Raw genomic sequence first — 24,570 nt, 5'->3', positions numbered from 1 at the left:
GGAATTATGATTAATATTTTATACGTAGAGGATGAGCCAAGTCTGGCGATGATTGTGGCAGATAGCCTGGAAGCTAACGGCTTCCATGTTGTACACTGCAATAATGGACAGGAAGCCCTCGAGTCTTTCAGCATTGCAAAACCGGATATCATGGTGGTGGACGTGATGATGCCGGTTATGGATGGCTTCACCTTGGCCGCTAAAATTCGGGAGATGGACACCTTGCTCCCCATCATCTTTTTAACGGCCAAAGTACAGACGGAAGATGTGGTTCGGGGATTTCGTCTTGGCGGAGACGACTATGTCAAAAAGCCGTTTAAGATCGAAGAATTGGTTGTACGCATAGAGTCTTTGTTGAAAAATAATCCCAAAATGTTGTTCGGTCAGAAACTGATGATCGGTGATTATACACTGGACAGCCTGAAGCATCAACTCACCTATCAGGACGAAGTCCTTAAATTATCCTTTCGGGAAAGCGAACTGCTACGCAAGCTGTACGAACAGAAAGATAAGGTGATCGCTAGAGAAGAGATTATGCGTGCTTATTGGAGCCACGACAAGTATTTTACAGGGCGAAGCCTAGACGTATTTATTAGCCGTATCCGTAAGTATTTGAGTCAGGATCCGAGAATCAAAATCACCAATATACGGGGCGTTGGCTATATGCTTACTGTGGATTGATAAGCTTGTTCCACGTGGAGGATGTTTATTGTTTTCGCATTCGATTAGCCTTTCCGCCCATACCCCGGATATGGTAGGTAAAACTCAGGATGGCATAGCGGGTAATTGCATTGGATTGGGACACACGCACCCACAGATCGTTGACCTGTTGATTGACGTTTTTATTGTCATTAAAAATATCAAAAACCGTTAGATTGATCTCTGCATTTCTCTTTTTGAACAGCTTCTTGCCGACTGAAACATTCCACAACAAACTTGTCGTGCTGGGCGCGTTTAGGATACTTCCGTTATATAAGTAATTGAACGTCGAATTTAAGGTCCAGCTTTGCCATAATGTCAATGCGATGGAATTGCTGATGCTGTGTTTATAAACAGCGTAATTGGATTTTTCAGTTGCCGAATTTTTTGAATAGGCTAAATTTCCATTATAATCCAATCCGATGATCAGCTCCCTGCTGAAAGCGGTGTTCACGCCGACACGTTGATTGATACCGTAGGTTTTTGCATTTACTTTTTCCAGGTTCAACAAGGTGTAATTCTGGTTGAAATAGAGATTATTATTCAGGTTGATATTCAGTTTCAAAGGTTCTACGCGATAACCAAGGCTATTATGCCATTTTAGATTGTATACGCCGTCAAAATTCTCGGGTTTGATATATTGCCCTCCCGGTCCCAGTATAACATCGTTCTCGATGGTAAATGCCGAATCGGTTGTAAAGATGGTGTTTGAAATCTTGTTCTGAATAAAATCCGCTGTAAAATCTGATGTAAAGCTTCGGCCCGAGGCCTTATTGACAGACCTGAACTGCATGACCAGGTTATGGTCGTATTCTTGTTTTAGGTTCGGGTTGCCCGAAGTAATGCGTAGTGGATTCTGATTATCTATAAAATCCTGCAACTGTTCAATGGCAGGTGTATTTGTTTTAGCATTATAGCGCAATTCGATACGTGTTTCTTTGTTGAAGTTATACTGGAAATTCAAGTTTGGCAGTAAACTGTTGAAGTTACTTTCTGTTTTCAATCTGTTCGGAAATAGCTTGTCATTCACCTGATTGGCGGTCTGATAATCCAATCCGACCTGAAAGCGCATACTGTCTTTTTTATTGAATAAATAAGATACCCCCGCACTGTGGTAAACAAAGTCATTGCGGAATTCGTTCGAGAGACGGTTTTTCAACTCGCCCAACTGCTCGGTTTCTGCCAGGAATTCATAGGTTTTACGATCAGAATACCGTGCTGTATTCCGAAAAGTATAATTCCCCTGCAAACGGGCGTATCTGCTTAACATTTCGGTATAGGCAATTTTGGTGCGAAAACCATTATTGTCACCGATGGTGTAATTGCGGTTGTTTACGGTGTCCATTCGACTGAAGTCCCCATTTTTGTAGTACGTGTTTAAAGCGTAGTTTGCGGCGTTTGCCTTGTTTGTGCTGAAAGATCCATTCACATTGACGCTGATAGTTCGCCCCGGTTTGCTTAGCCTACGCATATAGGTGAGATCCCCGCCCCAGTTGAAATTTTCGCCAAAACTGCTGTTGTTTCTGTTGGATTGGTTAAGCATTTCGCTCAGGTTTAATAAGGTACTGCCCAGCGAGCTGCTATGCCTATTGTTGCTCTGATAGGAAAAATTGGGCTGAATGTCCAACTTTTGAATAGAATCTATTTTCCAGTTTGCCCGCATGGAGAAGGCGTGATTGTTTGTGTAGGTGCTACCAGATTGCTGTTGATTGTTGATCTGGTTGGCTCTATTGCCGGCAGTATATTCAGTTTTGTTTTGGCTGATGGTATTATTGTCGGTATAGTTGTAGCTGTAATTGGCGTTGAAATCCATGCGGTCTGCCAAAAAGCGGTCGAGATAATTAAATCCGGCATTGAAGCGTGTTGTGATGCCCTGTCCGGTACGGCCGCGCGTATTGCCGCGTGGTGCAAAACCATTGGGCTGGTTGACGTTATTCGTGTTGATATCTATCGAGTACTGACGCTTTGGATTCATTTTGGTGACTTGGGTATTTACAGCATATTTGTTGTCTGGGCCAGCTCCGCCGCTGATCTTGCCAAAATAAGATTTCCTTTTATCCGGCTTGGTGACAATATTGATAACCTTCATCCGTTTGCCATCGTCAAATCCGCTGAATTTCGCCTGCTCGGTTTTGTCATCAATGAGCTGGACTTTAGCAATCACATCGGCAGGTAAGTTTTTAAGGGCGACTTTTGGATCAGTGCTAAAAAATTCACGGCCATCAATAATAATCTTGCTTACGGCTTCTCCCTGCGCCTTTACATTCCCGTCTTCGTCAATTTCAACACCCGGGATCTGCTTGACCAGCTCGTCTGCATCTGCAAATTCAGGTGTGATATATTTTTTTGCATCAAATTCTAAGGTATCCCCCCTTACCTGTACACTCGTCGGTGAGATGCTGATTTCATCCAGCACGATCTCCGAGCTGTTGAGCTTAAAATTGACCTCGACGGTTTTACCAACCAATCTGATCTTTCGGATATCTGCTGTATAACCCATTGGCTGTACCGAAATCAGATAATCACCGTTGGGAAGTGCTGCACTGGCAAATTTGCCTAAGATATCCGTTGGTGTCTGCAGTTTACTGGAGTCTTTTAAGGCAATGATCGTCACACTGGCTCCCGAAATTGGTTTTGAACCGTTGCTGTCCATGAGCCTCCCAGATATATATTGCTGGGCAAAAGCATTCATCTTTAATAGCATTAAACTAAGCGAAAGGATAACAATTGTCCAGGTTTTGATTTTCATTGGTTGGGGATGTATGCGTGGTTTTAGGCTTTGTTATTGGTTGTTTTTTTTATTTGTCAAATTTATGCGACTATTTGATACGAATTACTATCATTTTAGTTACAATAATCCTAACTGAACGGAAAGATTAGATATATTTGCAGTAGAATTAGAAATCAACTGAACGGCATAGTATATGAAAGAAAGTGTTTTGAGTAGAAAAGAGCGTATTATGAAAGAAGCATTGCTGCTTTTTTCAGACCAGGGCTATACCAATACGTCTACCAAAACAATAGCACAGAACGCAGGCGTTTCTGAGGCTTTGATATTCAAACATTTTGGTAACAAAGATGCACTCTTGGTCTATCTGGTTAAATCCGGATATCGCAAGGTCCTTACCCATCACCGTGGGATGATGACCTATCGTGAACCCAAAGATTTTTTGCGTACCATGATCAACCTTCCCAATAAGTTGGTCAGTGCCGAACCCATATTCTGGAAATTGCAGGAAAGACTGTCCCATCATCCTTTCTCCAAGCAGCAACATGAACAGTTTATGAAACCGGTACAGCCGATTATCCATCGTGCTTTTGAAGAATTAGGGTATGAAAATCCTGAATTAGAAACACAGTTCCTGCTATTGATCATTGATACCCTGTGGAAAAAAGAGGCTATCGGTGAATTGGATCATGTTATGGAATTGACGCTGTTCCTCGAGAAAAAGTATAATTTGATTTAGTATCTAGTATTTAGTAATGAGTATTTAGATTCTGGTTGTTTAAGCTTACAGCTGATACTTCGTTTGTCTTTACTCTTGGGTATTTTAGGCTTGCTTAAGCTTATTGCAGCTACTTAGCTATAGCTGGCATTCATTACCAATCAAGTCCATAATCAGATTTGTCCCGAAGCCAGCTCTTAACAAAATCAACAATAGACAACAGGTATATCCGGCAGTAGTTCTCAGGTATAGGATCATTATATTTCCTTTCGTTGCGCTTGAAATGCGTCTTGTTGCGTGTTTTAATAAAATTGTTGCAAAAACAATTTCATATTATCCAAAATAATAGCGTTATTAGTATTCTATTTAAGACATTATACAAACTAATTTATGTTCAAAAAATTCAGTCTGGGCCTATTGGCATTGGTCGGTGCGTTATCCATTGCGAAAGCACAGGACAAGAAAGATTTTGTAAAATATATCAATTCCCAGCATGATTGGGTGGATGCCGTATTTAATACCTTGACACCAAAGGAAAAAGTGGCACAGTTGTTCCTTGTACGCGCGCATACCAATCTCGGTCAGAAATATATTGATTCCGTTGCACAGGTTGTTCAGGATGAGCAACTGGGCGGGCTTGTGGTTTTTCAGGGCGGTCCCGTTCGCCATGTGGACATGTTCAATCGGTATCAGTCGGCATCCAAAGTGCCATTACTGGTCACATTTGATGGCGAGTGGGGACTTGGTATGCGTATGCCGGATTCTACGCTATCCTTCCCTTATCAGATGACACTCGGAGCTGTGCAGGACAATCAATTGATCTATCGCATGGGACGTGAGGTTGCGCAGGATTTTCACCGTATCGGTATGCATTTTAATTTTGCACCAGATGTGGATATCAATAACAACCCCAAAAATCCGGTCATTGGTATTCGTTCTTTTGGCGACAATAAATATAATGTCACCAAAAAAGCAAAAGCCTATATGGACGGTATGGTGGATGGCGGTATCTTGGCTTCCATTAAACACTTCCCGGGACACGGTGACACAGATGTCGATTCACACCATGACCTACCTAAACTTCCGTTTGATAAAACCAGATTAGATACGTTGGAACTGTACCCTTTCAAAGAACTTATTAAAGCCGGTGCGCCAGCAGTCATGGTTGCGCATATGAATATCCCTGTCTTGGATGATACACCCAATATGCCATCTTCCATTTCTAAAAAAGTCGTTACAGATCTCTTACGGAATGAACTTGGTTTTAAGGGCTTAACAGTAACTGATGCCATGGATATGAAGGGTGTCAAGAAATTCTTTCCGAATGGAGAAGCTGATGTTCAGGCCATTGTGGCAGGGCATGATCTGCTTGAGGTATCCGAAAATAGCAAACGCGCCATTGACCTTATTCTGAAAGCAATTGAATCAGGTCGGATCTCGCAGGCAGATATCGATGCACGTGTGAAAAGAGTATTGGCTGCTAAACTATGGTTAGGTTTGGACAAATACCAAGCAACCCCGCAGCAGAATCTGTATGCTGACTTGCATCGTGCATCTGCAGTTCAGCTGATTGATGAATTATCCGATGCTGCTATTACAGCCCTTAATTCGACGGAAAAATTGAAATCGTTTAAAAAGGATCTGCCTACAGCAATTGTTAATGTCGGTATTTCTGCCAATCAAACCTTCCAGAATGATCTAGCTGCTGCATTGACCAATGAAACACAATATTTTTTGCCGGACAGCTTGAGCAAGGACGATATGAAACGACTGGTGAAGGAAATTAAGAAAAACAAACAATTCATCATCGCAGTCCACGACACACGATTACGTCCTCGTCCGACCATGCAGCTGAATGAAAACGTACAGAAGCTGATGAAAAAATTTGCAAAGAAATCTATCCTGACCCTATTTACAAACGTATATGTGTTAGATGGCGTAGAAGCATCCAAGAAAGCAAAGACAATTTTGCTGGCTTATCAAAATGATGCTTTTATGCAAAAGGCTGCTGCCAAAACCTTATTGGGACAAAATGTCCCTAAAGGAAAATTACCTGTTACCATCAATAAAAAATTCAAATACGGACAGGGCAAATAAGATCGCCTTAAAATCACACCAAGAAAGAGTCCTCCTGGATCGCGCTGCTGTCATCAGCACAGCGATCCGGGAGGACTCTTCTTATGTTTTGTCAATACCGATCAATCGTTCAGACGAAGACTAGCTTTCCTCATCTTCCTCCCGACTGTCAGAAGGACGACTCTCATTTTTCATCCGGTCTATTGCGGTGACTACATATTTGTAGCGTTGATTCTGTTTGATGTCATCATCCGTATACTGGAGTTTATCGGCATCGTATGTGATAAAGATGATTTTGCCCGGATCTTTGATATTGACGCGCTCACCTACGACAAATCGATAGACAACATAGCCATAGGCCGATTGACCGTCACTGGCTACATCCGGTTTCTGCCAAAAAAGTGTATTCATTTTTCCGTTGGCGGATGATTTGACGAGCAAGCCGAAAGGAGCATTGGGCGGAATACTGTCCAACCAAGGCATTGTTGGGGGCAAAGCAGGGCTACGATACAGGTCATTTCGCATGGAATCCTGTAATCCGGCCAAATTGTCCATGAGCGATTTGGAACTGAAGTATATACTTCCTTCTACATCATGTTCTTCGCGGAGGTGACGTACCTGTCTGGGGATCTGACTTTTGTCGGTCCATCCGATTTTATTTTCGGTTACACGGTAGGCTCCATGCCCCACATAAAAATGCCGACCATAGGTATGTCGCTGCCACCAGGATACCAGCACCTCATAGGCGGCTGCACGGTTTTTAAATGGGAAGTAAATCTGTGGATTGATATAGTCAATCCAACCCTCCTGCATCCATTTTACACCATCCGCATAGAGTTCACGATAAGCACTGAGTCCACGGGTTTCCGAACCGATGCTATTGTTTTCCTTATTATCCCATACGCCACATGGGCTGATGCCATATTTGACATAAGGCTTTATTCTTTTGATCGCGATACCAAGGTCACGTACAAGCATGTTCACATTATTGCGTCGCCAGTCTTCAATATTTTCGATGCCATTATTATACTGGGCAAAAGTCAGCTGATCCGGTACGGTTGTATTCCGGTTATCGGGGTAAGGGTAAAAGTAATCGTCAAAGTGTATCCCATCTACGTCATAGTTTTTGACGACATCCATAATGACATCAATGATATATTTACGGACATCGGGCAGTCCCGGATTGAAAAGTTTTTTCCCGGCGTAAGTAAAGAACCATTCGGGATGACGTTTGGTAATATGATCATCGGAGAAATGTGCGGGATTGAGTGTGGTTGAGGCCCGATAGGGGTTGAACCAGGCGTGCAATTCCATTCCTCTTTTGTGCGCCTCCGCAATCGCAAATTCTAAAGGATCATAAAATGGTGCCGGGGCCAGTCCCTGCTTCCCAGTCAGGTACCTGCTCCAGGGTTCACGGCCTTTGCCGTAAAAAGCATCCGCTGCAGGGCGTACCTGTAGAATAATGGCATTTAGCCCCGCACTGCGGTGTTGGTCCAAAAGATCTATAAATTCCTGCTTTTGCTGGGCAACATTATTGCCCGCTCTGACCGAAGGCCAATCTATATTACCTATGGTTGCAACCCATACACCACGAAACTCTCGCTTGGGTATTTGTTGGGAATATGTTCTAGTCGAAAATAAACAGACAAAAAAGGCAAAAAAAGAATATAAATATGTTTTTCCTGTCATTCTATAAATAGTAGCCAACAAAGATAGGGAAGCATTTCTTACTTTTTCCCTAAAAAATGTAAGATGTTTGTTGGATACTTGTTAAAAGAATGTCAGCTTGGTTTTCAAATTGATAATAATACAAATACAGGTAACATTGTACACTTATTTGTGCTAATTTAGATGCGGTTTTCACAAAAGCTAGGAAAAGCGAGCTGACCGCAACAATAAAGATTATGAGCAAAGAACAAATATCCGTTTTTGATATGTTTAAGATTGGTATCGGACCATCCAGTTCGCATACCTTAGGACCTTGGCGTGCAGCCCAGCAATTTACCCATGTTCTCAAGACAAGAGCTGTATTGCATGAGGTGGAGCAGGTCAAGATTTTGCTCTATGGATCTTTAGCCAAGACCGGTGCCGGACACGGTACAGATATCGCTGTTCTGCTCGGACTGAGCGGTGATGATCCAGTTACCTTCGATGTAGATCAGGTGACACCAAAGGTAGCGCATATCAAAGCGGTAGGCGAACTGGAGGTTGCGGGTGAGCGTACGATCCCATTTTCCTATCCGGAAGACCTGCTGTTTTTGTACACAGAGAGTTTGCCCTTCCATCCAAATGCGGTCACTTTTCAGGCTTTCCTGTCAAATGGCAAAGCCATTACGGAGACCTATTATTCAATCGGAGGTGGATTTGTCGTTCAGGAAAATGATACTGAGAGCGTATTGTCCGAAGTAGATCTCCCTTTTCCGGTGGATACCGCGCAGGAACTGCTGCACTGGACCATGAAGACCGGCTTGAAAATATCCGAACTTGTTCTTGAAAATGAATGTGCATGGCGGGAGGAAAGTGAGACTGTCGCTGGGGTCCTGAATATCTATAAGACGATTTATGAGTGTATCTATCGGGGCTGTCACACTGGCGGTACTTTACCAGGAGGCTTGAATGTGGAACGCAGAGCTGCAAAATTAAATAAGAAATTGATGCAGGGGCGTAGCTACCAAGATTATGAATCATGGGTAATGGCCATTCGTGAAGGTGGACAGAATTTTCAATATATCCTGGACTGGGTAAGCTGCTTTGCACTTGCCGTCAACGAAGAAAATGCGTCTTTCGGGCGTGTGGTTACCGCTCCCACCAATGGTGCTTCGGGGGTTATACCCGCAGTTTTACAATATTATATTACTTTCCATGATGGGATGCGGGAAAATAAAATTGTACAGTTTATCCTGACCGCTTCGGAAATAGGTTCCATCTTTAAAAAGAATGCAACTATTTCAGCCGCTATGGGTGGCTGTCAGGCCGAAATTGGCGTCTCTTCGGCAATGGCTGCCGGTGCGCTGACAGAAGTACTGGGTGGCTCACAACGGCAGGTGCTGATGGCGGCAGAGATCGCCATGGAACACCACCTCGGATTGACCTGCGATCCGATTGGAGGACTGGTACAGATTCCTTGTATCGAACGCAATACCATGGGAGCAATAAAAGCGATTACGGCAGCGCAGCTAGCTTTGCAGTCAAATCCCGACAAAGCCAAAGTAAGTTTGGATACCGTGGTCAAAACCATGTGGGAGACCGCTTTGGATATGAATGCCAAATATAAAGAAACAGCAGATGGAGGTTTGGCGGTCAATATCCCATTGAGTTTGCCGGAATGTTAAGGTTCAACAGAGTGTTCTTGTTTTTTGTATCTTTGCTGCAGTAGAATATATACTCATAAATAGTATACGCGAATGAAATATTGTGCAATCGCCTCCGGGAGTAATGGAAACTGTTATTATATCGCCAAAGACGATTCGGCTATTTTAATTGATGCTGGCATCAACAGTAAACATATCCATCTCAGGATGTACAATCTCGGGATCATTCCGACCCAGATTAAAGCAATTTTTATTACGCACGAACACTCCGATCATATCCGTGGATTGTCCGTTTTTGCCAAAAAATACAATCTGCCCGTGTATATCACGAAAGGAAGTTATGAAGGATCTAGACTACATTTACCGCCCCACCTTGTCAATATCATTGCCCCAAATGAGGAAGTTGAAATAGGAGGACTTAAAATTTATGGGATCCCCAAATATCATGATGCAAAAGAACCCTGTAGTTTCCTTGTCTCGGATGGCGTTCATAATATAGGTGTGCTGACCGATATCGGACGGCCCTGTGAAAATGTGCAGCATGTGATCCAACATTCCGATATCCTCTTGTTGGAATCCAATTACGATGAGGATATGCTGCATACTGGAAGATATTCCTATTTTTTGAAAAATAGGATCAGCAGCGGATGGGGGCATCTTTCGAATCGGGTTGCGGTTGAACTATTCAACCAATATAAAACCGATCGTCTCAAACATCTGATCTTAACGCATCTTTCCGGTGAAAATAATACGGTCGATCTTGTTCATGCGACATTTGAGCCCCATTGTGAGCATATCAAACTTCATGTGGCCACGCGGTACCAGGAAACGGAACTGTTTGACATTACCCACATCTTAAAGAAACAGGTGGTTTCATCAGCTACAGCTGTCCTGGATAATTAAACTAAGCGCTGTTTCTAAAGCGCCCGTCAGCCTAAATAAAGACAATCCCTATTTTCACTTTTATTGCAGATTCCGGTCTGCTATGGTTGCTGCTAAATGACAGACTGTTCACGCTCAGCAATCTGCTACCGCTCCGATATGGGACAGCCTAGGGAAGCTACCCGATATGTAGCCCAACTGATTTAGTTGATTTGGATTTTGTAAGTTTTTGTTTTACAGTTTGATTTAACAAAAAAGTCGACGAAAACCCCAAAACTGAAAAAAATAAAATATAGTTGATATCCAAATAATTCCTTTTATATTTGCTTTGTTTTTAATCAGTCTAAATTATTCAGAAGAGATTTATGGGTTAGATTGAAAACAGACACCATGCAATAGACGGCAATCTATCACATGGTGTAAAAGCTAAAGACAGCGGCAACTGCCTTTAGCCGACTGAAGCAGCTCGCTGCTCCGGTTGCTTCCGATATAGGATATGGAAGAACTTGCAAGATAACGAAATTTGCGGTTTTATTCGTTAACCGGATTGTTTTTATCTGTGAGCTCCTCCATAATAAGTTGAAAAACTAGACGCATCAATCAACATATTATGAAAATTTTAACTTCGCTCTTTACGTTCCTTACAGTATTGTTCTACTGTAACAGCAGTTCCGCTCACGCACTTTGGATAGAATCCGCTCCTCGCGGTACAGTAAATCAGTCGCATGAGGTAAAAGTCTATTATGGTGAATATGTTACTAATGAGAGAGATCAGATTGAAAAATGGTATTCTGACGTAAAGGATTTCACCTTGTTATTATATGTTCCGGGAAAAGCGCCTGTTCAAGTGCAATTGACCAATAAAGGCGACCATTTCAGTGGTTCATTCCAACCGACCGAACAAGGAACCTACTTTTTATCGATCGTCAAGGCACCGAAAGATCTAGGTGGCCAGACAAAATATGAGTTTTCTTCCTTAATGCCCGTTGTTATTGGCAAATCAAGCAAATTGGACTATAGTGCATTAAAAAATCCCTTGCAGGTTGAGTTGCTCAATTCAGCCAATGTAAAAAAAGGAGCTAGCCTACAAGCTAAGATAACCAGCGAAGGGAAAGTCGTTCCCAATGTCAAAGTATCTGTTTTCTCGTCCACAGGATGGGGAAAAGAATTTGTAGCCGATGCTAATGGTATTATTACTTTCGATGCTCTCTGGTCAGGTGCTTACGTTCTCGAAGCAAGCACATTTGTTGAGAAAGCAGGTGAGCATGAGGGAAAACCCTACGCATCATCTTGGCAGGGAAGTACAACCTTTTTGGAAGTAAAATAAAAATTGATACCTACAAATCAGATGGATTCATTTTAAATCTCACATTCAAAATGAATCCATTTTTATCACATATCTACCAGTGAAATACACATGAATAAAACTTTATCCTTTCTAGCTATTCCGATGATCAGCTCAATTTTTTCTGTGGCACAGGCGCAGAGCAAATTGAAGGTTGACGGTATCCTTGTCAATGAAAAATCCGAACCAATTTCGGGTGCAACAATTAAACTATCGCCTACAGGCGTGACAACCAGTACAGACGCTGAGGGGCGCTTTATTTTCTATAAACTCGCGCCGAATACATATACCATCGAGATCAAAGCTTTTGGTTACAGCAAACAGACGATGACAGCAGTCCTCAGCGGTGAAGACAGTCATCTGGGGGAAATTAAACTCAGTGACCAGTCTGAGGCTATTGATGAGGTAGCCGTTTATGGAAAATATTATCAAAATTATAAATTTGACAGTATCTCTGGATCGTTACGTCTCAAAACACCGATTTTAGAACTGCCACAAAATATTCAGGTGGTCTCATCGGATTTGATGGCTGACCAACAGGTTTTTGATATTGTTGATGGTATCACGCGTAATATCAGCGGTGCAACACGTCAGGGACACTGGGACAATCAATATGCGAATATCCGCATGCGCGGATCCAAGATCCCTGCCTTTCGTAATGGAATGAACATCGAGGCTTCTTGGGGGCCTACTGCTGAAGATGTCAGCATGATCGAACGTATTGAGTTTGTTAAAGGCCCAGCTGGTTTTATGCTGGCCAGCGGAGAGCCAGGAGGTTTCTACAATGTCGTAACCAAAAAGCCAACAGGTCATACCAAAGGATCTGTTACGCTTAATACGGGTAGTTTTGATCTCTACCGTGGGGCTGTGGATCTGGATGGAAAAATTACCAAAAATAATAAATTGCTTTATCGTCTGAACGTAGCAGGGCAGAAGAAAAAGTTCTTTACAAAATACAATAATAGCAATCGTCTTGTCATCGCTCCGGTATTGACCTATAATATCGATTCGCTGACTGCTATCACGGCAGAATACACCTTTCAGGGATCTTCTTACCTGAGCAATGGAAATTATACCTTTTCGCCCAAGGGCTTTGCCGACCCAGGGATTGCCAACGACTTTTTCTATGGGGATCCGGGTATGGAGCCTGGGAAGCTTAGAGATCATAGCGCCTATCTTTATTTTGATCGAAAACTTAGTCAAAAGTGGAAGTTCCATGCCCAAGCCGCTTATTTTAATTTCGACATGAAAGCAACCAGTACCTGGTTGAACTATATGACAGCAGCAGGGGATATGCCGCGATACTATAGTACAGCAGATGAGCATGGTGAAAATAAATTTGGACAGCTCTCCCTTAATGGTGAGGAGCGAACAGGTAATATTAGACATCGTATTTTAGCTGGTGTTGACTATGGGAACAAGAAGTTTTGGGGAGATTTTAGTTCCTTATCGGATTCGATTCCTTCAGTTCCACTCAATGTTTATAATCCTGTGTACGGTATTCCTGAGTCCGTCTTTCCAAAGGTTGACCGTACCTTGAGCATTAAGGAACGGGCAAAGAGCCAAACGTATATTACAAGCTCATCATATACTTCCTTCTATGTGCACGATGAGATGGCATTCCTTGCGGATCGTCTTAAATTATCTTTGGGACTGCGTTTCACCTCATCCAGTGTGGTCTCAAAAACAGGAGCAGATCCGGTAAAGGACAAGGTGTGGAGCCCGCGGGTGGGATTAAACTATTTGGTGACTCCTTCAACAAGTGTTTATGCCCTGTTTGACCAGTCCTTTGTACCTGTACCGGGAGCTGATTGGGAAGGCAATGCTTTCAAGCCAATACGTGGCAATAGCACGGAAGCCGGTGTGAAGAAGGAATGGGCTGGCGGAAAATGGATCTCTACATTAAGTGCTTATCAGATCAAACGCAAAAACGCAACGGCTACAGACTTTGACCATCCACTTCCCAATGGCAATGGTTATTTCATGATGCAGTTGGGTGAGACAACAACCAAAGGAATTGAGTTTGATATCACGGGTGAAATAGTCAAGGGATTAAATGTCAATGCGAATTATGCATTGACGGACTCTAAAATTTCAAAAGATACTAAAGCGGAAAACATAGGAAATATAACCCCTAATACGGCAAAACATACCGCGAATGCCTGGGTAACCTATCGTTTGCAACAAGGTCCATTAAAGGGTGTTGGTTTTATTGGAAGTGTTCAGGGGATGTTTGATCGTGCTATTGGTATAACAAAAGAATCGAATTTTAAGAATTACATACGTACGGATGGGGGGATTAGCTATCAACGAAACCGATATAATATTTCTTTGATGGTCAACAACCTGCTGGACAACCGTAAGCTTATGACTGCGGGGTCAACAACTGCGAAAAATGCTAAAATTGAGAACAGTGTTATGTACTATACTTACATCGTCGAGGCAAGACGCAACTTCCGTCTAGGTTTAACTTACAAATTTTAATTGAGCGGCTTTATTAAATCATTTATACGATGTATAGCACACTTTTAATAATCATACTTATTGGCGCTTACCTTTTTTACAACTGCAGTAAAAAAGTGAAGTTCCAGCATAGGCCCGAATGGTTAAAAAAACTTTGCGCGCAGACACAGTCTGTGCGCATCTTGAGTATGGTGTTGCTGCTACTCCCATTTGGGATTATTCTTTATCTACAGGGGCTCGGCGCAGGATTCTTTGCTTTTTTTGCCTACGTCATGTGCATGATGAGCCTGGTCGTTCTATTGAACCCTTACCGTTATTTAACAGGCTACCGGGTATTCGGATTGTACGTCCTGAGTCTCTGTGTCGAATTTTTGATATGCTAAAGATTTCTTATGCCAGCAAATAAAAAATACCTGAGTTCGCCCTTTCAACGATTCCTGAAGATTACCGCCGGATTTATCGGTGGCTATGTGGTTATGCTTTCTTTTCATGTATTGCTGACCAGCTTTTTTGATAAAAAAGATGTTGTTATGACCGCCGGGATCAGTGGTTATCTCCTTTGGGCTGTGCTGATGCTCCTGGCCTTTCTTTCCAAAAGCGGATGGAAAATATGGGGAATTTATATACTCCTCGCAGCAGTGTTTTCGTTGCCTTATTTGTTAAAGATGTAATCGATCATGAACAACAGAAATTACAATATCTATTTTAATACCCATACCATAAGCGGTATTATCATCTGCGCGCTGCTGTATGTGATATTTTTCGCGGGCTCTTTTGCATTCTTTAGAAATGAAATTGCAGCCTGGCAAAATAATGCTTCGTATGCAACTTACAAGGAAGATCATCAAAGTTTTGACAAGCTTTTGGATTCCCTAAAGGGAGAAACTAACCTACACGGACGTGATATTAACTTTTATATGCACCGGGAGGCAACTTCTGCTTATGTGGGGTACACGGCTTCAAACGACACGATACTCAACAAGGAAAATTTATCCAAGATAACGCCTGAACAGAAAGCGGAGAAAAAGAAAGGCCGGAGACGGCGAGGTGGCGATGATGACTCGAAAAATTTTACCTATAATTTTGTCAATCAAAAAGTGGGGGACTATGCACAGAACTATGATATGGGCGAGTTTTTATTCCGCTTACATTTTCTGGCCCAGCTCAATCAAGTACCTATTAGCGTAGGAATAGCCCCATTCGGGTATCTCGTCGCAGGAATTACCGCCTTTATCTTTTTATTTGCATTGATAACAGGTCTATTATTGCATTGGGATAAATTAGTATCCAACTTTTTTGTTTTTAGACCATTCAGTAAATGGAAAACTGTCTGGACGGATATGCATACTGCCCTGGGGGTGATCGGCTTTCCCTTTCAGTTTATTTTTGCTGTGACGGGAACATTTCTGATCGTCAATTCGGTTCTGGCGCTCCCCTTCAGCAAATTGCTGTACGCGGGGGATCAGCAAAAAATGTATCAGGATATTGGTGTATCCGCCAATGAGGATTATGCGTATAGTTATAAACCCCTGAATGGCGATGTGAAAATCGCTCCCTTTCTAGATATGGCGAAGACCAAGTGGCCGGAAAGCGAGTTTCATCGTATTATTGTAAAAAACTATGCGGATTCCAATATGCATGTTATCATGTTGCTCGAACCGCATTATAACAGCAGCTTTGCCGGATCCGGGATACTGACCGTGAAGGTGGCCGATAATAAAATTATTGAGGAGAAATCACCGTTGACGGGAGCAAACTATGGTGACTACGTGCGAAGCATTATATATCGTCTGCATTATGGTGACTTTGGTGGATATCCACTCAAAATGGTCTATTTTATCTTAGGCGTCATGGGCTGTTTGGTTATAATTTCGGGAATTCTGATCTGGTTGGTTGCGCGGAATAAAAACAATGTCATCCCAAGGAAACGCAAATTCAATTTTTGGGCCGCAAATGTCTTTACAGCGATCTGTTTGACGATGCTGCCGGTCACAGCGATAACATTTATTGCCATTAAGATCAGTCCCAAAGTTGATCAGGATTTTATCTATAAGGTCTACTTCTATGCATGGTTGGTTCTGTCACTTTACTATATCATTCGCCGGAGTATAAGAAGGACAAACCGCGAAACGCTATTGGTCGGCAGTATCCTCGCGTTTATTATTCCTATAGCCAATGGTCTGATCACCCATAATTGGTTTTGGAAAACATTTGTGAATGGACAACGCGACCTATTTGTTGTCGATTTTCTTTGGTTAATGATCGGTATTATTGGGCTATTGGCCTTTTATAAGACAAAAAAGTTCTTTCAGAACATTCAGTAATTAGAAGGCGTCCTTTTAGGACGCCTTCATTATTTTGGCGATTTTTTTAACCTCCTTTGCGAATTTGTACGCTAAGCTTTCGCAGGTAAATGCGGCGAAAGCTCTCAGAGCAAATTTGATTTCAGGTCATATATTGATTGTCGTTGGGAAGGTATCCATTCCGTCGTGTAAAATATATGCTTAGGGCTGCTTGAATAAAGCAGCCCCTAAGCATATCTGAGATGTGTCTAAGGCATCCGTGATATATTTTTCGCATTGCACAATGGTTGGGATGTGTTCGGACACTGTTGCAATGAGGTCCGACGGTTTAGCCAGAGCTAGCCCGAACAAGCGGTAGACAGGCAGTGGACAAATTCGCCCCAGGTTAACCCTTTATTCGGCAAAGCTTCAGCAGCTGGTCGGCATTTTGTCGAAGGTTTGTCGAAGGTTTGCCGAAGCGCAGTCGAAGAACAGTCGAACAGCAGTCGAAGAATTGTCGGACAAATCCCGAATCAGTCCCGTCTCTGTCTTCTCGCTGTTTCGAAGCTGATACGAGGCGTAGCCGAATAACAATCAACCAATCGTCGAAGCACAGTCGAATCATAACCGAATAGCTCCCGACTGTCTGATAGATATCTTTGTCAAGTGATGATAACGAGCTAACAGGGATTCGTTTAGATGACCGCTTTAAAAAAGCGACCCAATCGCATCAGGTCATGCGCGGTTTTTTCGTTCCAGTCGACGGCATAATTCAGCCGGATACAGTTTTTAAACTGATCATGTTGTGTAAACATTCGGCCTGGCGCAAAGCTCAATTTCTGTTTCAGTGCGTAATCATATAGTACAGTAGAATCAATTTTTGGATCCATTTCCAGCCAGAGCATAAATCCGCCTTCGGGCTGTGACATTTTTGTATTCTCCGGGAAATGAGCCTCGATACTTTTTCTAAAATTGATATAATTGCTATACAACTTCTTTCTAAAGGTATTCAGGTGATGGTCATAACGACCGATTTTTAGAAATTTGGCCACCGCTTCCTGATAGATAGCTGGTTGCGAGATGGTCTGGATCAACCGTTGTTTGAGAATCTTGTCTTTGTATTGTCCGGATTCGACCCATCCGATCCGAAAACTTGGTGCCAATACCTTGGTGACAGATCCGCACCACATGACCAGGCCTTCCTCATCAAAATATTTACAGGGTTTGGGACGCGAAGAGCCGAAATAAATATTTCCGTAGAGATCGTCTTCAATCAATGGAATATGATGGAAAGCGAGCAGTTTGACAAGTTCTTTTTTATGTTCATCCGGCATCAGCGCACCCAAGGGGTTACTGAAATTGGAAACAAAGCAGCATACATCGATTTTATGGATCACCTTTTTCAGCGCGTCGAGTTCAATGCCCGTAATGGGATGGGTCGGTATCTCAATGGTTTTTAATCCCAATAACTTGAACGCCTGGATAAAGCCAAAATATAGGGGACTTTCCACGGCAATGGTGTCTCCCGGTTTGGTCACCGCACGCAGGCAGCTATAAATGGCATTCATGGCTCCGGAGGTGATAATCAGATCTTCATCACTGATCTTTCCTTCCAGTACGAGCGACCATTTGGCGATCTCTTTACGCAAATTCGGACTCCCTTGTACCTGACCATATTGATCGCCGTAATCGTGCAGCTCGTGAACCGTCTCCAGAATACATTTATTGAGTTTCTGAATCGGAAGTAACGAGGAACTGGGCAATCCGAGGGAGAATCGTGTGATCTCCTTATCCTCCAGGGAGTGAAAAACTTTATCAATCAATGTCGCAGGATCCTGTTTCTTCTCATCAGTCTTAAAAGTTGAAACGGAGGGGATAGACATCCGGCGCTGTCCTGCCAGACTGACAAAAAAGCCCGATTTAGGTCGTGACTCGATCAGGGATCTACTCTCAAGTTCCATGTAGGCATTTTTTGCCGTATTTAAGCTTACATTATACAATTTCTGTGCACTACGGACAGAAGGTAGACGATCTCCGTAGGTCAAAGAGCCATTTTTGATCTGGTTCTCTACGATGTTCGCAATTTTCTTATATAATTGTTGCTGTTCCATGTTTACACTAATTTACTGTTTCCGCTTGGATTTACCCAATCGTGAAAATAACGGATTCCCCTTTTTAGTGATTCTTCGTCGCCAAACATATTTAACAGCTGCTGTTCAAAATAAGCCTGCGCTTTGCGCTTAAATACCGTTGATAAGTCTTCGGAAACTTCGGTTCGATAAGAAATTTCAACAGTAAGGTTGTTGTTTTCGGAGACTATAGCAGAAGAAACAGCTGCTATTTCCTCGTTTTGTGCAAGCAAGAGAAAAGGCATGCGCAACAGGTTTTTGCTGCTCACTTCGGGATGAGCTTTTTTCAGTTGGGAGAGATCAGAGAGAGCAACCTGTCTGATGGAATACGATTGATGTGCTGTAGTCGACATGGCAATAAATCTTTTTGCTAATTTAGAAAGGGTACAGGTCGGATTTGAGGTACAGAATCAAATAGAAATGAGGGTACAGATGAAAAAGTGAAAAAAATATGACGGGGAATGGATGGTTTTTAAGGCCCATTTAAGATATTTATAATATGGTCTGGGAAATAATAATAGTTGGAACCCTTTGGGCTTGTTACTTAAGCCGAACCACGATGAAAGTTATAATAACAGGGGCCACAGGGATGGTCGGAGAAGGTGTTTTATTGGAATACCTTCAAAATTCTTCGCCCCTTCGGCAGTGTTGTCCCTGAATGAGGTGGGACGGGCGATGATTCATGCCGTGGAGCGGGATAATGTGAAAAACATATTGGAAATCAAAGATATCAGCGCTTTGGCTCAATAGCGAGGACGCTGCAGCATCTTCGAACCTATTTCCATTTCCAGTCCAGCTCCTCCTGATAGGCGATATGAAGGCGTTGGCTGAGCGCTGTCAGGAAAGCTTTAAATTCGGCGGTATCTTCGATCTGCTGTTTTGGGAAAAACAGTTGATCCGCCATTTTCAGTTTGATAAAAAAAGCGAAAGCCGTTTCGGTCATATATTCAAACTGATCGTATTGATATTTGGACTCCATTTGTTTGCTTTTGATCTGGAGATAATTATCTTCAAAGCTGATTGTGTGTAGAATACCGATTCGATTCTGGAATTCGGGGCTTTTGACATATTTGGTGAAATAGCGCTTATAGTATATCCCGAGATATTTCGGAAAGAAAAGAAAGGCGATTACGCTAACTATGATAATCAAAATTGCCAGTGGACGCTCATAGTAGAAAAATGGAATGGATAGTATCAGCATGAGCAGCATAAACATGAATCTTGATTTTTTGCGTGCTTTGACGATTTGGGGTGATTTGGACATGCTGAACAATAATGCATCCAGTTGATCTTGCTCGGAAAGGGTTAGTTGAAGTTCTTTCATAATTTAAATGTATTAAATTGGTAAGATAATCGGAATATTTCCGATTATCTGCAAATAATTTGACATGTTTTGTTTTTTGCAGCAGCGGAAAACCGATAATATTGGGTTGGGATTGCTCGCTGAACGAGCTTCTAGTGCTTGGCGAAACTTGGTAAGAATCATTCTATTCACCAAAAGTAATGCTTTTTGGTGAGTTCATTCACTAAAAAGCATTACTTTCAGTGAATGGGGTGGTAGGATTTAGATTCCGAGATTGACTAAATGTAGCTTGACGTACATAGGTATCTATTCTATTTTCTCCACCTGAATAGCGCTTGAAATTTTCCCAAAATAATCTTCCATCTCTTCGTTACATCTTTCGATAAACAGCTTTGTAAGTTCCTGTAATCTTATAATGGCGAATGGATCTCCCTTATAGTTCGCGTTATATCTAAATTCCTGTTGGGCTTTGATAATTTCTTTAAACAGTTTAACATGGTCGCTGTTGTTCAGGCAAAAGGTCGCGTGTGCTTCCGGAACAATTAATCGGCAAAGATTCATTAAAAAGGGGAGCCCAACAGTTTGAGGTTTGTATTGAAGGATTGTATTGATAACACCGAGACAGGTTTGTTCTAAAACTTGTGATAGCGAATGATATACGGCTTCAACTCCAAAAGACCAATCCTCTTCAAAAGCATAGTAAAGGCAGCGGGCGTTATTGTAGCGGTTTCGCCATTGTTGACGTGCATAATCTAGGTCAAGTTGAGGAGCGACAATAGAGTCAGGGTTGATATTTTCGATTATTGTATTTTGGAACCAGATATCACCGACTTTTATGAGGGATAAGAAGAAGGGATGGCCTTTGGAAAGTTTTTTGATAAAGTGTGCTGTCTCTTCAGTGACCAAGGTCAGTGACACATTTTTCGGCAGCAGATCCATTGTCTTTTGTTGTAGGTTGGCGAGGTCTGTATTTAGGCTGTCATAGGCAATAAAGAGGTAGTAAGCATGCGTTATCTGGTCTTCTTTATTGTTTTGGAGCGGGCTATTGTACTTATGTTGATCAGAATGATAACCGAAGCAGGCAACTAGGGAAGGGGAACAATATAACTCCAGCGTATTTAATATTAGATCGCGGTAGTTACTGTTACATTTATTTGTGTTGTAAATAACAATGTTATTTTTGGATTTTTCAATCTCCTTGTGCTGAATTTCTTTCTTGCTAAGTTTTTCTCTGATTTCTTCGAATAAAAGATTGGAGTAACCGTAGATCCAGTTTAAAGCGTTTATGGCAATTTGGTAAGCTGTTTCTAATAGACTTTTGTTGATCGTATAATCTTGATTGTAACGATAACCAACATAGGCCTCATCAATCTTTTCAAGTGCTTTTTTTCCCTCTTCGCTGTCTATCAATTTGGCCAATTTAGAGTCAAAAGTTTTGAGATGGGCTATGGTACCTCTAAGTGAATGTGATTTCCTTTCATCGTTTAAGAGAAGCTTTTCTGCGGTTCTTAGAGAGAGCTCGATGGCCTGATGGAGCATAAAGGCTGCGTGTGCATGGTTGTTGCTATCCAGATAGAAAAAGTGTCCATCTATAAACGATCTGATTTTACTTTTCTCTTGATCGATATATGATCTGGTTCTTTCGATAACCTCAGCTGGAGCATATTTGGGTAATACAAGTGGTATTTCTTGAACAGGATTTTGATAAATGCGATTTTCTGATTGATAAATAAGATAGGTACGGCCCAATCCTTGGTCGAGTTTCTTTTGTATCTCATGGGTGAAGTGTATTTTGACGTATAGGTCTGGGTGATTCTTGATGATCTTGTTAATCGCGCCGAGAGGATCTATACATCGAATTGCTGTATTTGACAAGCGGTTAATCTGAAGTATTTGATATTTCTTGCCATCGTGGTCATACGTCCAGTGATAGATTTCATCGACGGCAATAGCGCGAAGGATAGCTTCGATGATTGGAGTGAGTTCGGTGTTCATAATCGATTGGTGTATTGTTGTTATTTGGTTAGTCTATCGCCTATTGTCCTAATTTAGGAGCAAGTCGACTTTCGGAGTGAAAGTGCTCTTAATTAGCTACAGTATCTAATATTTCAATCTCATTTTCGTATGCTAGTATATAAGCTAGTTCAACTATGTTGATCAAAATATCGTAAATAAGCAAAGTTTGATTTGAAAAGTCTTCATTGGCGTATGCTTCTTTAGATAATCCATATTCTAACCAGTCATATAAGATTTCGTCCCATTCTATTTTGGTGTATTGATTGATCAACTTGGCAATGGAAAGAAATAGATCTTCGAGTTGTTCAGTGTTTGTGTGGCTTAGATGAAATTTATCATCGTTGTTTACAACGGTAATTGTCGCTGTATCACGGATGAGTATTTGTTGATTTGGATCTTTGGCTACATAGTCGATCTTTCTTAAATCGGCTTCATTACGAAACATTTCTAGTAGGGAATAGATACAGGAATAATTGAATAATAGAGTTGATCCACCGTAGTAAGGGCTTTCTTGGCCCACAGACCAAAAGCAGTTTTCTGTGATGGCTGCTCTATGCCAGTATTTTATATGTTCCTTCCATCTATCGAGGCATCCGTGAGAAAAGAAGTCTTGAACTGCTTTTATTGAAAAAGGCTGAGGCGCTAACCAGGGCGGTAAGGTAACTTGCTTTTTTAGACTAAATATTTCGTTTTCTACTGCGTCATCGAAGGATCCCTCTTTTGTCTTTATGTTGTCGGTCTGTTCCAAAGATGTTTGGTCTTGGTTTTTCTCACTTTCAATCTCTTCTTGATTGTTTGTACTATTGTCCGGAAGCGATTTGTTCTCATATATTTTATGCAGCGATATAGCCAATCTTTGTAATAATTCCCTAGTCGCAAGGATTTCCTTGCCTACATTTCCCAGAAATTCGCCATTTCTATCGCTCATATTTATCCAAATTTCGTCTAAAACTTCGTACCATTGTCCTAACGATTGGAATGAGAAAAATCGGCTGATCTCATCTTCTGGCGATTCAATGTCATTTACACTGAGACATTCCCCTGATACGTAATTCCAATAGTCGGAATCACATTTAAAAAAGTCCAATGGATTTTTTAGCTTTTTCAAACTGCATTTTTTAAAAATAACATAGGCTATTTCAACAAACGTAATCAGTTTTTTTGTATTGTAACCCAGATTTGAATAAGGGCTATTCATTTTTGCATTTGAAGCAGCATTGACGAGCAGGTTTATATCCTTGACAAAATAGTGAACGTATGTTTCTTGTTCAAAGAATTCCTTGAGATATTTCAGTGGATCTGCAATATACTCCTTGCTTAAATAGCGAAAATGTTTCGCTTTTAGTTTCTTTTGCGTATTTTTCATGCTAGGAAATGTTTTTGGTTAAATATTGTGTTTATAATTATCATCTGTTAAGCTAATTTAAGAACTATATTTCATCAAAACAAATTTATAATATTAAAATTTTCGGAAATGAGTTCTATTTTGAAGAGAATTAAGATTGTTTCAGAAAAAGAGGGGATAAGTGTGTCCGCTTTGGAAGCATCAATCGGGGCTAGTAAGGGTGTTTTTACACGCGCACTGGCAAATAATACTGATGTTCAAGCTAAGTGGTTAGTCAATCTTGCTGAAAAATATCCCAAATATTCATCAGAATGGTTATTGAGAGGAGAGGGGGAGATGCTTAAGCCCGTTTTAGTGAAGGAAGATGAAGAAACTTATCTAACACCTGAATTGGAGAGAATCACGAATGGGGAGATTAATACGTTAAAACAATTGATCGCTTCTCAAAATATCACTATTAAATCTCAAGAGAAGACAATTATGTCTTTGGAGAGATTATTGTCATCTTTGGAGCATGAGATTGAATCGCTGCGGAAATAAATAGATTCTAACGGGAAATTTGAGTTTTCTTATTGGAGGCGGAGCTCATTGGCTATGTTTTTCATGGGAATAAGTAGTTGAATCGCTTGGGATCAATACACGTCTGTGAATCTCGTCTTTTGCGGAGATAAACCCCTTCACAAATTGGAAGTTTGGTTTGCGGTTTGGTTTAAAATAATAGCGTCTTAAAAATAGAATAATTGTGAACGTAAAAGAACGTGTATTGCTGATCGCTGAAAAAAAGGGTATCAGTAAAACTGAATTTTTTAAAGATGTGGAGCTTTCCTATGCCAATTTTAAGGGCGGTCAGAAAAATACGGCCCTCAGTTCGGATGCAATGATTGCGATATTGACCCGCCATCCGGATATTAGCCCTGCCTGGCTATTGATGGGGGAAGGTAAAATGATGCGCGCTGCGGAAACCGTTAGCCCTGAACCACAGATGGCCGCGAGCAGTTCCGAAGGTTCGTCAGTTTCCAAACAATTGGTCTCCGCACTGGAGCAGATAATCAAGGCGCAGGAAAAGACCATTTCCGCGTTGGAGGGACAGGTGGAACTGCTGAATCGCAAGTAAGAAACCGGAGAGATACTGCGTTAGCTCCGATGAGCATTCTTTTTCTTCAACGGAGATATTCTTTACCCCAAGAGCCTTTAAAACAACAATTATCTTTTTTTCCGAAGAATTAGCAGCGTGCTCAAATGAAAATACTGCTGTTGTCATCATGTTTACTTG

The 24,570-nt window shown here is 41.6% G+C and carries 19 protein-coding genes; 12 read left to right on the top strand and 7 right to left on the bottom strand.

The annotated features are described in order from the left end of the window. The first annotated feature begins 6 nt into the window (after positions 1-6). Positions 7-681: a response regulator transcription factor gene (locus ACK8HY_RS12745; protein ID WP_416133804.1), complete on the top strand. Its 675-nt coding sequence runs from the start codon at positions 7-9 to the stop codon at positions 679-681. Between the two features lie 25 nt (positions 682-706). Here ACK8HY_RS12745 and ACK8HY_RS12740 read toward each other — a convergent pair whose 3' ends face one another. Continuing rightward, a complete protein-coding gene (locus ACK8HY_RS12740; RefSeq protein WP_416133803.1) occupies positions 707-3,448 on the bottom strand; it encodes an outer membrane beta-barrel protein in 2,742 nt (913 codons plus the stop codon). A 175-nt stretch (positions 3,449-3,623) separates the two neighbouring features. Here ACK8HY_RS12740 and ACK8HY_RS12735 point away from each other — a divergent pair, with 175 nt between their 5' ends. Beyond that, on the top strand, positions 3,624-4,166 hold the full coding sequence (locus ACK8HY_RS12735; protein WP_077437208.1) for a TetR/AcrR family transcriptional regulator: 543 nt from the start codon (positions 3,624-3,626) through the stop codon (positions 4,164-4,166). A 369-nt stretch (positions 4,167-4,535) separates the two neighbouring features. Beyond that, complete coding sequence (locus ACK8HY_RS12730) at positions 4,536-6,242, top strand: glycoside hydrolase family 3 N-terminal domain-containing protein (RefSeq protein ID WP_416133802.1); 1,707 nt, start codon at positions 4,536-4,538, stop codon at positions 6,240-6,242. Between the two features lie 120 nt (positions 6,243-6,362). Here ACK8HY_RS12730 and ACK8HY_RS12725 read toward each other — a convergent pair whose 3' ends face one another. Next, the gene (locus ACK8HY_RS12725) at positions 6,363-7,910 is read right to left on the bottom strand and encodes a glycoside hydrolase family 10 protein (RefSeq protein WP_416133801.1); all 1,548 of its coding nucleotides are present in this window, start codon (positions 7,908-7,910) and stop codon (positions 6,363-6,365) included. Between the two features lie 215 nt (positions 7,911-8,125). Between ACK8HY_RS12725 and ACK8HY_RS12720 the strand changes: the two genes are divergently transcribed. The 7 genes from ACK8HY_RS12720 (at position 8,126) to ACK8HY_RS12690 (ending at position 16,546) form a co-directional block, all read left to right on the top strand. Continuing rightward, the gene (locus ACK8HY_RS12720) at positions 8,126-9,553 is read left to right on the top strand and encodes an L-serine ammonia-lyase (protein ID WP_077437205.1); all 1,428 of its coding nucleotides are present in this window, start codon (positions 8,126-8,128) and stop codon (positions 9,551-9,553) included. 72 nt (positions 9,554-9,625) lie between these two features. Beyond that, positions 9,626-10,435, top strand: coding sequence for an MBL fold metallo-hydrolase (locus tag ACK8HY_RS12715; RefSeq protein WP_416133800.1), 810 nt, complete (start codon positions 9,626-9,628; stop codon positions 10,433-10,435). A 589-nt stretch (positions 10,436-11,024) separates the two neighbouring features. Continuing rightward, positions 11,025-11,741, top strand: a complete 717-nt coding sequence (locus ACK8HY_RS12710; protein WP_416133799.1) for a DUF4198 domain-containing protein — start codon at positions 11,025-11,027, stop codon at positions 11,739-11,741. Between the two features lie 90 nt (positions 11,742-11,831). Further along, complete coding sequence (locus ACK8HY_RS12705; RefSeq protein WP_416133798.1) at positions 11,832-14,243, top strand: TonB-dependent siderophore receptor; 2,412 nt, start codon at positions 11,832-11,834, stop codon at positions 14,241-14,243. Positions 14,244-14,272: 29 nt separating this feature from the next. Continuing rightward, positions 14,273-14,605 carry a hypothetical protein gene (locus ACK8HY_RS12700; protein ID WP_416133797.1) on the top strand — a complete coding sequence of 111 codons (333 nt, stop codon included), beginning with the start codon at positions 14,273-14,275 and terminating at the stop codon, positions 14,603-14,605. A 9-nt stretch (positions 14,606-14,614) separates the two neighbouring features. Continuing rightward, the gene (locus tag ACK8HY_RS12695) at positions 14,615-14,893 is read left to right on the top strand and encodes a hypothetical protein (RefSeq protein ID WP_077437201.1); all 279 of its coding nucleotides are present in this window, start codon (positions 14,615-14,617) and stop codon (positions 14,891-14,893) included. 6 nt (positions 14,894-14,899) lie between these two features. Beyond that, positions 14,900-16,546, top strand: a complete 1,647-nt coding sequence (locus ACK8HY_RS12690; protein ID WP_416133796.1) for a PepSY-associated TM helix domain-containing protein — start codon at positions 14,900-14,902, stop codon at positions 16,544-16,546. A 653-nt stretch (positions 16,547-17,199) separates the two neighbouring features. Here the strand turns inward: ACK8HY_RS12690 and ACK8HY_RS12685 are convergent. The 5 genes from ACK8HY_RS12685 to ACK8HY_RS12665 all read right to left on the bottom strand — a co-directional run bounded on the left by ACK8HY_RS12685 (position 17,200) and on the right by ACK8HY_RS12665 (position 23,318). Beyond that, positions 17,200-18,615 (bottom strand): PLP-dependent aminotransferase family protein, encoded by a 1,416-nt coding sequence (locus tag ACK8HY_RS12685; RefSeq protein ID WP_416133795.1) that lies wholly within the window; start codon positions 18,613-18,615, stop codon positions 17,200-17,202. A gap of 2 nt (positions 18,616-18,617) precedes the next feature. Further along, entirely contained in the window at positions 18,618-18,986 is a 369-nt protein-coding gene (locus tag ACK8HY_RS12680) for a hypothetical protein (RefSeq protein ID WP_077437198.1), read from the bottom strand. Between the two features lie 422 nt (positions 18,987-19,408). Beyond that, a complete protein-coding gene (locus tag ACK8HY_RS12675) occupies positions 19,409-19,957 on the bottom strand; it encodes a YcxB family protein (protein ID WP_077437197.1) in 549 nt (182 codons plus the stop codon). Positions 19,958-20,242: 285 nt separating this feature from the next. Then, the gene (locus tag ACK8HY_RS12670; protein WP_416133794.1) at positions 20,243-21,931 is read right to left on the bottom strand and encodes a HEPN domain-containing protein; all 1,689 of its coding nucleotides are present in this window, start codon (positions 21,929-21,931) and stop codon (positions 20,243-20,245) included. A gap of 88 nt (positions 21,932-22,019) precedes the next feature. Then, on the bottom strand, positions 22,020-23,318 hold the full coding sequence (locus ACK8HY_RS12665) for a hypothetical protein (RefSeq protein WP_077437195.1): 1,299 nt from the start codon (positions 23,316-23,318) through the stop codon (positions 22,020-22,022). A 108-nt stretch (positions 23,319-23,426) separates the two neighbouring features. On the opposite strand from ACK8HY_RS12665, the gene ACK8HY_RS12660 reads away from it, so the two are divergent. Both ACK8HY_RS12660 and ACK8HY_RS12655 read left to right on the top strand, forming a co-directional pair. Continuing rightward, complete coding sequence (locus tag ACK8HY_RS12660) at positions 23,427-23,837, top strand: hypothetical protein (protein ID WP_077437194.1); 411 nt, start codon at positions 23,427-23,429, stop codon at positions 23,835-23,837. 202 nt (positions 23,838-24,039) lie between these two features. Beyond that, positions 24,040-24,411 carry a hypothetical protein gene (locus tag ACK8HY_RS12655; protein ID WP_077437193.1) on the top strand — a complete coding sequence of 124 codons (372 nt, stop codon included), beginning with the start codon at positions 24,040-24,042 and terminating at the stop codon, positions 24,409-24,411. The last annotated feature ends 159 nt before the right edge of the window (positions 24,412-24,570 follow it).

This window comes from Sphingobacterium sp. NGMCC 1.201703 (assembly GCF_047784615.1).
Lineage (GTDB): Bacteria > Bacteroidota > Bacteroidia > Sphingobacteriales > Sphingobacteriaceae > Sphingobacterium.
Note: the sequence above shows the minus strand (reverse complement) of the source record. Positions and strands in the feature narration are given on the sequence as shown.